This is a genomic window from Streptomyces sp. NPDC005374 (genome assembly GCF_042872225.1).
GTDB lineage: Bacteria > Actinomycetota > Actinomycetes > Streptomycetales > Streptomycetaceae > Streptomyces.
Map to the genome: position 1 here is coordinate 213,884 of NZ_JBIAKA010000019.1, position 11,502 is coordinate 225,385.

Sequence of the window (11,502 nt, forward strand, 5' to 3'; positions counted from 1 at the left end):
GGGGTCCAGGGGGCGGAGCCCCCTGGGAGCGGGGCCGAAGGGGCGGCAGCCCCTGGAGGACGGGACGGGTAGGGGCGGCGGGGGCGAAATCCGCAACAGCACCCCGCCTCCGAACCCCGCCCCCGGACCCCGCCCCCGGACCCCGCCCACGGACCTCGCCCCAACCCCGGCACCCCCCTCTCCCCGGCGGTACCCTGACCAGGCACATCCGCACAAGCAGCCGTACCGCCCCCGAAGGGAACCCCCATGCCGCTCGAAGCCGGCCTCCTGGAGATCCTCGCCTGCCCGGCCTGTCACGCCCCCCTCGAGGAGCAGGACACCGAGCTGATCTGCACAAGCCAGGACTGCGGCCTCGCGTACCCCGTCCGCGACGGCATCCCCGTCCTCCTCGTCGACGAGGCCCGCCGCCCCGCGTAGGCGCGCAGCGGCCGCAGGCGGAACAGCACCCCCGCCGCCGTAGGCGACAACGACACAGCGACCACCGGCGTCCCGGCCCCGCACGACCGACGACCCGGCGAAGCGACAATCCGGTGTCCCGGTGTCCCGGAGACCCGGCGATCGGAGGCTGCCGCCCCATGCTCGACGAATCGCTGCTAGACACCCCCGAGGCCCTCTCGGAGGCCGACCGCCGAGGCCTGCTCCGAGGCGCCGCGGAGGCCGGCGCCCGCGTCCGCACGGCCGCCCGGCATGCCGCCGAGGCCGGGGTGAACGACCTCAAGCCCGACGGCCGCCCGCGCGCGGTCCTCATTGCGGGCCCCGGCGCCGCCGCCACCCACGTGGCCGACCTCCTCGGCACCCTCGCCGGCGCCGGCAGCCCCGTCACCCGCCTCGCCCCCAACGGTGTCGCCCCCGCCGCGGGCGCCCTGCGCTGGGAGCTCCCCGGCTGGACCGGCTCGGTCGACCTGCTTCTGATCGCCACCCCCGACGGCACCGAACCGGGCCTGTCCCTCCTCGCCGACCAGGCCTACCGGCGCGGCTGCACGGTCGTGGCCGTGGCCCCCGCCGGCACCCCGCTCTCCGAGGCGGTCGAGGGCGCCCACGGCCTGTTCGTGTCGCTGGCGACAGCCCCGTACGAGCAGGACACGCCCCTCACCGCCTCCGCCCCCGGTGTCCTGTGGGCCCTGCTCACCCCCCTCCTCGCGATCCTCGACCGCACCGGCCTCCTCGCCGCCCCGCCCGACGTGATCGAAAAGATCGCCGACCGCCTCGACCACATCGCCGAGCGCTGCGGCCCCGCGATCGCGACCTACAGCAACCCGGCCAAGACCCTCGCCACCGAACTCGCCGACTCGCTCCCCGTGATCTGGACCGAGGGCACCTCCGCGGGCCCCGCGGGCCGCCGTTTCGCCGCCGCCCTCGCCGAGCTCTCCGGCCGCCCCGCCGTCGTCGCCGAACTCCCCGAGGCCCTTGCCGCGCACAGCACCCTGCTCGCCGGCCCGCTGGCCGCCGGCGCGGACCCCGACGACTTCTTCCGCGACCGTGTCGAAGAGGCGCCCGCGCTGCACGCACGCGTGGTGCTCCTTCGCGACCGCCCGATCGGCGGACTCAGCGCCGCGCCGGCCGCCCGGGACCTGGCCCTCGGCCACGACACCCCGATCAGCGAACTCGAACCGGAGTCCGGCGGTGAGATCGAGACCCTCGCGGAACTGATCGCCGTCACGGATTTCGCCGCCGTTTACCTGGCGCTCGCCTCGGGGGCCTGACGTTGCCCGGGACGCCCCGAGCGGCGCACGCCAGGACCCGCTGAACGCCGTACGTACAGAAAGAGCCTGATGGATCGCCTCGACAACACCGTCCGCCCCTACGCCTGGGGATCCACCATCGCCATTCCCGAACTGCTCGGCGCCCGGCCGACCGGGGAACCGCAGGCGGAGATGTGGATGGGCGCCCACGCGGGAGCCCCCTCACGCACCGGCCGCGGCACGCTCGTCGAGGTCATCGACGCGGACCCGTCACATGAGCTGGGGGAGAAGGCGGTCGCCAAGTTCGGCCCCCGCCTGCCCTTCCTCCTCAAGATCCTCGCCGCGGGCGCCCCGCTCTCCCTCCAGGTGCACCCGAACCTCGCGCAGGCGAAGGAGGGTTACGAGGAGGAGGAGCGTCGCGGCATCCCGGTGGACGCGGGACACCGCAACTACAAGGACGCCAACCACAAGCCCGAACTGATCTGCGCGCTCACCGAGTTCGACGGTCTGTGCGGCTTCCGCGAGCCCACGCGCGCGGCCGAGCTGCTCGACTCGCTCGGCGTCGACTCCCTCAAGCCGTACGTCGACCTCCTGCACGCCCGCCCGGAGGAGGCGGCCCTGCGCGAGGTCCTGACGGCCGTCCTCACCGCCGACCGGGAGGAGATGGCCCACACCGTCACCGAGGCCGCGGCCGCCTGCGCCCGCCTCGGCGGCGACCACGCCCCCTACGCCGACATCGCCCACCACTACCCGGGCGACCCGGGCGTCATCGCCGCGATGCTGCTCAACCACGTCCGACTCCAGCCGGGCGAGGCCCTGTTCCTCGGCGCCGGCATCCCGCACGCCTACCTCAACGGCCTCGGCGTCGAGATCATGGCCAACTCCGACAACGTCCTGCGCTGCGGCCTGACCCCCAAGCACGTCGACGTCCCCGAACTCCTGCGCATCGTCCGCTTCGAGGCCGCCGACCCCGGAGTGCTCCGCCCCGAGGCGTCCCCCGCGGGCGAGGAGGTCTACGACACCCCCATCGACGAGTTCCGGCTCTCCCGCTACGTCCTGGCCGAGGGCTCCGCCGATCGCGACCTCACCCGTCCGGCCCCGCAGATCCTGCTCTGCACGGCAGGTTCCGTCCGTACCGGGGAACACGAACTGAGCCCCGGCCAGTCGGTCTTCGTGCCGGCGGGGGAGAAGGTCGCGGTGTCCGGGGCGGGAACGCTCTTTCGGGCCACCGTCATCGTGTGACCGGGACTTTGTGATCGTATGACTGGGGCTGTGGACGCTTGAGACGTCCGTGCCGGGAGAGGCTGCAAGAATGGCCCACCGGCAAAGGACGGGCAAAGGCCTGTACGGCGTAGAGGCACTTGAGGCGAAGGGACAACGCGAGCAGATGAGCGCGTCAGGCGGAAACAAGGCGATCGTGGCGGCACTCGGTGCCAACCTCGCGATCGCGGCATCGAAGTTCGTGGCGTTCGCGTTCAGTGGCTCGTCCTCGATGCTCGCCGAAGGCGTGCACTCGCTCGCCGACTCCGGCAACCAGTTCCTGCTGCTGCTCGGCGGCAAGAAGGCCCAGCGCGAGGCCACCCCGCAACACCCCTTCGGCTACGGCCGCGAGCGTTACATCTACGCCTTCCTGGTCTCCATCGTGCTCTTCTCGGTCGGCGGCATGTTCGCGATCTACGAGGGCTACGAGAAGATCAGGCACCCGCACGAGATCGAGCACTGGTACTGGCCGGTGGGCGTTCTCCTCTTCGCGATCATCGCCGAGGGCTTCTCCTTCCGGACCGCCATCAAGGAGTCCAACCCGCTGCGCGGCGACCTCTCCTGGAAGGAGTTCGTGCGCCGCGCCAAGGCGCCCGAGCTCCCGGTCGTCCTCCTCGAGGACTTCGGCGCGCTCGTCGGTCTGATCCTCGCCCTCGGCGGCGTCGGCCTGGCCCTGCTCACCGGCGACGGCGTCTGGGACGGCATCGGCACCCTCTGCATCGGCATCCTGCTCATCCTGATCGCGCTCGTCCTGGCCGCCGAGACCAAGTCCCTGCTGCTCGGCGAGTCCGCGGGCGTCGAAGAGGTCAAGCGGATCGAGACCGCGATCGTCGACGGACACACCGTCACCGGCATCATCCACATGCGCACACTCCACCTCGGCCCCGAGGAACTGCTCGTCGCCGCCAAGATCGCCGTCCAGCACGACGACACGGCCGCCGAGGTCGCCTCCGCCATCAACGCCGCCGAGTCCCGTATCCGCGACGCCGTCCCGATCGCCCGCGTCATCTACCTCGAACCGGACATCTACAGCGAGACCGACGCCGCCAAGGGCGCCGACCGGGAGGCAAGCCCCGGAGGACCGGCCCAGCAGCCGACCCCCGGCCACTGACGGCCCGCCGTACTACGGCGACGGGGCCGACCGATCTTCTCGGCAGGCCCCGTCACTTCTCGGCCGTAGGGCTGGCAGCTACCGGATCTCGCTCAACACCTCCAGCACGGCCCTCACGTCCGGCGCCGCGGTCAGCCGCTCCCGGAACCCCGGATCCATCAGCTTCCGCGACAACAGCGCGAGGATCCGCAGGTGCTCGTCGCCCGCGGCCGCCCGCGGCACCGCGATCATGAAGACCAGCCTGGCTTTCGTACCGTCCAGCGAGCCCCACTCGATGCCCTCGGCGGACCGCGCGAACCCGACGACGGGCGCGGTCACCGCATCCGTCTTGGCATGCGGGATCGCGATCTCCTCCCCGAGCCCGGTCGTGCCCTGCTCCTCTCGCCGCAGGGCACTGGCGACCAACTCGTCGACATCCGTCACCTTGCCGGTCCGGGCGAGGAGCTCCGCCATCTCCCGGATGGCGGCCTCCTTGGCCCGTGCGTCGAGGCCGGCCTTCACGGTTTGCCCGGTGAGGTAGCCCGAGAGAACCTCGCCGTCGGCGCCAGTGTGTGCGTGGGTGTCGGTGGGTTCCGGAGCTTCGGCCGGCACCGGCTTCGTAGCGGGGGCGCCCGAGGACACAAGGCTCTGTGCCATCACGGCTCCGACCGCTCCGGCTCCCGCCGCACCGGCGCCCACCCCGACCAGCGCGGGCTCGAGCGGGCCGGGCTCGGGCGGCCCGGACGCGCCGGGCACGGCCACCGGCGGCGCCCCCTTGCGCCTCCGCTCGCCGATGTCGATCAGCGTGACGGTCGTCAGCGCGGTGACCATCGTGCCGATCACCACGGCCACGAAGAACATCGGCACCCCGCTCACGGCGCCCAGCACCGCCACGATGGGCCCACCGTGCGGCACCGCGTCCTCCACCCCGGCAACACCGGCCACCGCACCGGCCACACCGCCACCGAGCATGTTGGCCGGAATGACCTGTGCGGGCCGGGCCGCCGCGAACGGGATGGCGCCCTCGGAGATGCCGAAGCAGCCCATGAACAGCGCGGCCAGACCGGACTCCCGCTCCTGCTCGGTGTAGAGCCGCTTCCTTATGAGGGTCGCGAGGCCCTGCCCGAGCGGCATGACCGGGATCGCGGCCGCGCACATGCCCATGACCGTCTGGTTGCCGGTCGCGATGAGCCCCGTGCCGAACAGGAACGCCGTCTTGTTGACCGGCCCACCCATGTCGAACGCGATCATGAGCCCGAGAATCGCGCCCAGCATGATCGCGCTCGTGCCCGTCATCCCGCTGAGCCAGCTGGTGAGGTGCTGGAACACCCAGGAGATCGGCCTCCCGATGACATGGATGAAGAACAGCCCGAGCGCCGTGGTCGCAACGATCGGGATCACGATGATCGGCATGATCGGCTGCACGAACTTCGGAACCCTGACCTTCTTGATCCACAGCACCAGATACCCGGCGAGGAACCCGGTCACGATCGCCCCGATGAACCCGGCACCCGCCTTCGAGTCGTACAGCGCACCGTTGTTGGCGATCCAGCCACCGATCACGCCGGGCACGAGTGCGGGCCGGTCGGCGACGGCGTAGGCGATGTATCCGGACAGGATCGGGATCATCAGCTGGAAGCCGATGACACCGATCTGGTTGACGTCGAACCAGAAGGTGCCTTTGGGGATCACATAGCCCTTGGCCGTCGCGTCGCCTCCGAGAGCGAGCGAGACCGCGATCAGCAGACCTCCGACCACGACGAAGGGGATCATGTACGAGACGCCGTTCATCAGCGCCTTGTAGACCGTGCTCCGCTGTTTGCCACCGTCGACCGATGCGGCAGCCGCGGGCGCACCGCCCGCCGTGTGCACGGGCGCCGACCGCACCCGCTCGATCAACTGCTCGGGGTGGCGGATTCCCTCCGCCACCCCCACGGTCAGGACCCGCTTGCCGACGAAACGGCTCAGGTCCACGTCCTTGTCCGCGGCGATGATCACGCCGTCCGCGGTGCTGACATCGTTGTCATCCAGGACGTTCTCGGCCCCGATGGATCCCTGGGTCTCCACCTTCATGTCGATGCCGCGGCTCTCGGCGGCCTGCGCGAGCTTCTCCGCGGCCATGTACGTGTGGGCGATGCCGGTCGGGCACGCGGTCACCGCGAGCAGCTTCAATCGCTGCTGCTCGCCGCTGCCGCCGCCCGTGGGGGGAGGTCCGGCCGGACTGGTCACGTCGATCTCCTAACGCCTTTGTCACGCGGAAACGCCGTCCCGGACGCCCCCGCAAGATCGATCAGATGTTCCGATCGCTTCGATTCATCCCTCACCTGCCCCGACCGCCCAAGCAGCAAAAGTCCCTTGGTGACCTGGTCTGTTGCCGCCTGTTCCATGGTTCATGGGCCTGATGTCACCGTCGCCGGGGCACCCTGCCAGGACGGCCGACACCACCCGGGCGACATCCCGGACGGCAGCCCCTGATAGGCCTGATGTATTCGGATGCGGACTGGGGTCGCCCGGCCGACCGGTGTAGCTTGGGACGAAGCCAGACGTCGCTGCTGATGGCGGTCGGGCGGTCCCACCGCGGACCGACCGAGGGAGAGAGGGCCTCCGACGGACTGCGCTGCGCGCACCGGGCATGCCTATGTCCTCTTCGGGCACCCCTGTGTCCGCCGCCGCGCAGACCAGCCGTACCCACCTCGCCCCAACCCCGAGGAGCAGCTCGAATGACGACTGTCGAAAACCGACAGGACTTCAAGGTCGCCGATCTCTCCCTGGCCGACTTCGGCCGCAAGGAGATCACCCTCGCCGAGCATGAGATGCCCGGCCTGATGGCGATCCGCCGGGAGTTCGCCGCCACCCAGCCGCTGGCCGGCGCCCGCATCATGGGCTCCCTGCACATGACCGTGCAGACCGCCGTTCTCATCGAGACCCTGGTCGCCCTGGGCGCCGAGGTCCGCTGGGTGTCCTGCAACATCTTCTCCACCCAGGACCACGCGGCCGCCGCTGTCGCGGTAGGCCCGAACGGAACGCCCGAGAACCCCCAGGGCATCCCGGTCTTCGCCTGGAAGGGCGAGACCCTGGAGGAGTACTGGTGGTGCACGGAGCAGGCTCTGACCTGGCCGAACACCCCCACCGGCGGCCCGAACATGATCCTGGACGACGGCGGTGACGCCACCCTCCTCGTCCACAAGGGCGTCGAGTACGAGAAGGACGGCAAGGTCCCCTCGGTCGACACCGCCGAGAACGAGGAGCACCGGGTCATCCTGGAGCTGCTCAACCGCACCATCACCGACGGCTCCCAGAAGTGGACCCAGCTCGCCTCGGAGATCCGTGGCGTGACCGAGGAGACCACGACCGGCGTCCACCGCCTCTACGAGATGCACCGGGACGGCACCCTGCTGTTCCCGGCGATCAACGTGAACGACGCCGTGACGAAGTCGAAGTTCGACAACAAGTACGGCTGCCGGCACTCCCTGATCGACGGCATCAACCGCGCCACCGACGTCCTCATCGGCGGCAAGACCGCGGTCGTGTGCGGCTACGGCGACGTGGGCAAGGGCTGCGCGGAGTCCCTGCGCGGACAGGGTGCCCGCGTCATCGTCACCGAGATCGACCCGATCTGCGCGCTGCAGGCGGCGATGGACGGTTACCAGGTCACGACGCTGGACGAGGTCGTCGACAAGGCGGACATCTTCATCACCACGACGGGCAACAAGGACATCATCATGGCCGCGGACATGGCCAAGATGAAGCACCAGGCGATCGTCGGTAACATCGGCCACTTCGACAACGAGATCGACATGGCCGGCCTCGCCAAGATCCCGGGCATCGTCAAGGACGAGGTCAAGCCGCAGGTCCACACCTGGAAGTTCCCCGACGGCAAGGTACTGATCGTCCTCTCCGAGGGCCGTCTGCTGAACCTGGGCAACGCCACCGGGCACCCGTCGTTCGTGATGTCCAACTCCTTCGCGGACCAGACCCTGGCCCAGATCGAGCTGTTCACCAAGCCCGACGAGTACCCGACCGACGTCTACGTGCTGCCCAAGCACCTCGACGAGAAGGTCGCCCGCCTCCACCTGGACGCTCTCGGCGTGAAGCTGACCGAGCTGCGCCCGGAGCAGGCGTCGTACATCGGCGTCGAGGTCGACGGCCCGTACAAGCCGGACCACTACCGCTACTGAGCCGTAAGGGCACAGCAGTAGTTCCTCCGAGGCAGGCCCCCGCACCCCCGTGCGGGGGCCTGCCCCATTGGCCTTGTGACCCTTCGCCATGTGCGACCGTCAGGCCGGACATCCCGTCAGAACCCAGGACATCCATGCCCCGCGGCCGTTATTCGCTTCACGATCCGCACGATCACACCCCTCTCGCAGACGAGCACTTCCAGTGCGCCCCCGGCCCCTCGGGCTGGCGTTACGTCTCCCAACTGACCACCCTCGCCGGTGATCACAGCGGCTCCGTCGACCTGACGCTCGACGAACTCGGCCGCCCACTCCGCCTCGAACTGCACGCCGCGAGCTGGCAGGTGCGCGGTGCCGCGCTCAACGGTGTCACCTGGGTCCGCACGGACCCCACCGGGGCGCATGCCACGGAAGGCAACGTCGCCGCTCATGCCTTCACCGGCACATCCCCCGCATTCCTCGTCGCGACCACCCGTCTCCTGCGCCTCACCCCCTCCGCCTCAGCAACTCGCGTACGCCTCGTGGCCTTCACGGACCCCGTCCTCGCCCCGCGCACCGTGGACCAGTCCTGGACCTTGCTGAAAAGAGAAGCACACGCCACTGACAACGGCCCCCTGACCGTGGAGGAATACCAGGTCACAGCCCTGGACACCGGCGAGCAGCACTCCGTGCACATCGCTGGGGACGTGGTCCTCGCAGCCCCGGGAATCGAGCTGGAAGACCTCGAATCCCCGCCGTCGGCGTTCCCCGAACCACCCCTCGACTGAACCGACTTCAGCGGGTGTCCCTCCGGTCCACCCCGGCACCAGCAGGATCACGCAGGCGGAACGAACCCGGACGCGGGCCGGCCCTCCTCAGAGACAGCCTCGGACGAGGCCCGGTCCGCCGGGACATCGGGACGCTCTGCGACCGGATCCGCCTCGTAGCCGTAAGAAACAGGTGGCTGAGGGGAGTAGGGCGCCGCAGGCTGCGCCCCCGGGTACGGATAGCCGCCCGGAACCCCGATCGGCGTATGGCCGGGACCCGCCATGGGCGCCGGCCCGAACTGAGCCGCAGCGTTGCCGAAGGCCCTCCGGGCCTCGCGGGCCTGCCGTTCCTGCACCACGGCTGCCAGATACGCGCCCGGCGGCACACCCTGCGGCGCCGGAGCCCCTGTCCGAGCCGCGAGATCGGACGCCAGCCGCTCCGCCATGGCGCGGCCGACCTGCTGATCCAGCTGGTGCATCCGCGTCAGGTACTGCCGGATGGCGAGCCACAGGTCATCGGAAACCGCCGACAGATCGAGCTCCGAGAACCGACCGGCCAGCCAGGGCGGAGGAGGCGGCACGAATCCGCTGGGCGCGACGGGGATCCGTTCCCGTACGACCAGCGTCCCCGCGAACACGTCACCGAGCCGGCGCCCACGCGCCGAAACAAGCGACGCGACACAGGCGACGACCCCGAACGTCGCCAGGATCTCGACCACACCGATCGCACCGCGCACCAGCGCATGCCGGAACCGAATCGGCCCGCCGTCGTCCCGAACCACGCGAAGCCCGACGGCAAGCTTCCCCAACGAGCGCCCATGACTCAGCGTCTCGACCGCGATCGGCCCACCCACCAGCACGAGCAGGAACGCGGCGATCGACAGGGCGACCTGCGCCGCGTCGTCCAACGAAGCGGAAGACGCAATCAGCGCAATGGTCACAGCGATGTACACGACCATGACCACGATCAGATCGATCAGCACGGCCAACACCCTGCTGGGCAACCTCGCAGGGCGCAGCTCAAGCGCCACCGCCTCGCCCGTCACCAGCTCGCTCACGCCCGCCGTCCTTCCCCTGCCCTGCCGTGTGAACAGCCAGTCTGCCAAGCTGAGGGCGCATCGCGCCGCAGTACGACAAGCTGACACCCGCGACGGACCGCCGCCGATCAGCCGAGGAGCAGGCACACCGATGGACCTCGACGTCTTCGTCACCGCCCACCGAGCCGAATGGGACCGCCTGGACGCCCTGCTCCGGCGCCAGCGTCGCCTCAACGGCACCGAGGTGGACGAACTCGTCGCCCTCTACCAGCGCACCGCCACCCACCTCTCTTTGATCCAGACCAGTGCTCCCGACCCACAGCTGACGGGCCGACTCAGCCAACTCGTGGCACGCGCGCGTAGTGCCGTGACAGGAACCCGCCGCGCCTCTTGGCGCGACGTCACCCGCTTCCTCACGCACGGTTTCCCCGCCGCCGTCTACCGGTCGCGCCACTGGTGGGTCCCCACCGCCCTGCTGTCCACCGTCGTTGCCGCCCTCCTGGGCTGGTGGATCGGCACCCATCCCGAGGTGCAGTCCTCGATCGCCGCCCCCAGCGAACTGCGCGAGCTCACCCGCCCGGGTGGCCAGTACGAGACGTACTACTCAAGCCACCCCGCGGCCTCCTTCGCCGCCCAGGTGTGGACGAACAACGCCCAGGCCGCTGCCATGTGCCTGGTCCTAGGGATCTTCCTGGGCCTTCCGGTCCTGTGGATCCTGTTCCAGAACATGCTCAACCTCGGTGTCGGCCTGGGGCTGATGTCCTCGGCCGGCCGCCTCGACACCTTCCTCGGCCTCGTCCTCCCACACGGCCTGCTCGAACTCACAGCGGTCTTCGTCGCCGCGGGCACAGGTCTGCGTCTCGGTTGGACCCTGATCGACCCGGGCCCTCGTTCCCGGCGAACCGCACTGGCCGAGGAGGGCCGAGCCGCCGTGAGCATGGCGATAGGCCTGGCCCTGGTCCTGTTCGTCTCAGGAGCCATCGAGGGCTTCGTGACCCCTTCAGGCCTGCCCACCTGGGCACGCATAGCCATCGGGATCGCTGCTGAGCTGACCTTCCTCGCCTACGTCTTCGTTCTGGGCGGACGAGCGGCTCGTGCCGGCGAAACGGGTGACATCGACGAAGCCGAACGCAGCGCCGTCGTCCCGACCGCTGCCTGATGTGCAGTTGACCGTACCGAGCTGCTACTGTCTCCTTCGCTCCGCAAGAGCCGTTGACACGGACGATGCGGGGAGGTAGATTCGAACAGTTGCCTGGAGCCGGGTTCATCCCGCTCGGTAGCCGTGAGTATCTGTCTGCTTCTGAAAATCTTGATTTCGAAGAAGCCTCTTCCCGATGAAATCGGAAACAGATGGTCGGTCAGTCCGGCCTGAAAGTTCTGATAATGTTGGGAGCGCCGGAAAGGGAAACGCGGAAGCGGGAACCTGGAAAGCACCGAGGAAATCGGAGCCGGAAACGGTCTGATAGAGTCGGAAACGCAAGACCGAAGGGAAAAGCCCGGAGGAAAGCCCGA

Annotated in this window: 10 protein-coding genes; 7 read left to right on the plus strand and 3 right to left on the minus strand. The window is 69.8% G+C overall.

Going from position 1 to position 11,502, the window contains the following annotated elements; translation table 11 throughout:
- Positions 1–246: 246 nt before the first annotated feature.
- The 4 genes from ACFYRX_RS38135 to ACFYRX_RS38150 all read left to right on the plus strand — a co-directional run bounded on the left by ACFYRX_RS38135 (position 247) and on the right by ACFYRX_RS38150 (position 4,053).
- Positions 247–417, plus strand: a complete 171-nt coding sequence (locus ACFYRX_RS38135) for a Trm112 family protein (protein WP_389110331.1) — start codon at positions 247–249, stop codon at positions 415–417.
- A 158-nt stretch (positions 418–575) separates the two neighbouring features.
- Positions 576–1,703 (plus strand): SIS domain-containing protein, encoded by a 1,128-nt coding sequence (locus ACFYRX_RS38140; RefSeq protein WP_389110334.1) that lies wholly within the window; start codon positions 576–578, stop codon positions 1,701–1,703.
- 69 nt (positions 1,704–1,772) lie between these two features.
- Entirely contained in the window at positions 1,773–2,924 is a 1,152-nt protein-coding gene (gene manA, locus ACFYRX_RS38145; protein WP_389110337.1) for a mannose-6-phosphate isomerase, class I, read from the plus strand.
- Between the two features lie 145 nt (positions 2,925–3,069).
- Positions 3,070–4,053 carry a cation diffusion facilitator family transporter gene (locus ACFYRX_RS38150; protein WP_389110340.1) on the plus strand — a complete coding sequence of 328 codons (984 nt, stop codon included), beginning with the start codon at positions 3,070–3,072 and terminating at the stop codon, positions 4,051–4,053.
- Between the two features lie 78 nt (positions 4,054–4,131).
- Here ACFYRX_RS38150 and ACFYRX_RS38155 read toward each other — a convergent pair whose 3' ends face one another.
- Positions 4,132–6,261 carry a fructose-specific PTS transporter subunit EIIC gene (locus tag ACFYRX_RS38155; protein ID WP_389110343.1) on the minus strand — a complete coding sequence of 710 codons (2,130 nt, stop codon included), beginning with the start codon at positions 6,259–6,261 and terminating at the stop codon, positions 4,132–4,134.
- A 491-nt stretch (positions 6,262–6,752) separates the two neighbouring features.
- Between ACFYRX_RS38155 and ahcY the strand changes: the two genes are divergently transcribed.
- Together ahcY and ACFYRX_RS38165 are read left to right on the plus strand one after the other, a co-directional pair.
- The gene (gene ahcY, locus ACFYRX_RS38160; RefSeq protein WP_389110345.1) at positions 6,753–8,210 is read left to right on the plus strand and encodes an adenosylhomocysteinase; all 1,458 of its coding nucleotides are present in this window, start codon (positions 6,753–6,755) and stop codon (positions 8,208–8,210) included.
- A gap of 134 nt (positions 8,211–8,344) precedes the next feature.
- Complete coding sequence (locus ACFYRX_RS38165) at positions 8,345–8,974, plus strand: hypothetical protein (RefSeq protein WP_389110347.1); 630 nt, start codon at positions 8,345–8,347, stop codon at positions 8,972–8,974.
- Positions 8,975–9,021: 47 nt separating this feature from the next.
- Here the strand turns inward: ACFYRX_RS38165 and ACFYRX_RS38170 are convergent, their stop codons facing one another.
- The gene (locus tag ACFYRX_RS38170; protein WP_389110350.1) at positions 9,022–10,011 is read right to left on the minus strand and encodes an RDD family protein; all 990 of its coding nucleotides are present in this window, start codon (positions 10,009–10,011) and stop codon (positions 9,022–9,024) included.
- A 130-nt stretch (positions 10,012–10,141) separates the two neighbouring features.
- Between ACFYRX_RS38170 and ACFYRX_RS38175 the strand changes: the two genes are divergently transcribed.
- Entirely contained in the window at positions 10,142–11,149 is a 1,008-nt protein-coding gene (locus tag ACFYRX_RS38175; protein WP_389110353.1) for a stage II sporulation protein M, read from the plus strand.
- A gap of 105 nt (positions 11,150–11,254) precedes the next feature.
- On the opposite strand, the gene ACFYRX_RS38180 is transcribed toward ACFYRX_RS38175, so the two are convergent.
- Positions 11,255–11,502: hypothetical protein (locus tag ACFYRX_RS38180; protein ID WP_389110355.1), on the minus strand; the 248-nt coding region annotated here is incomplete at its 5' end.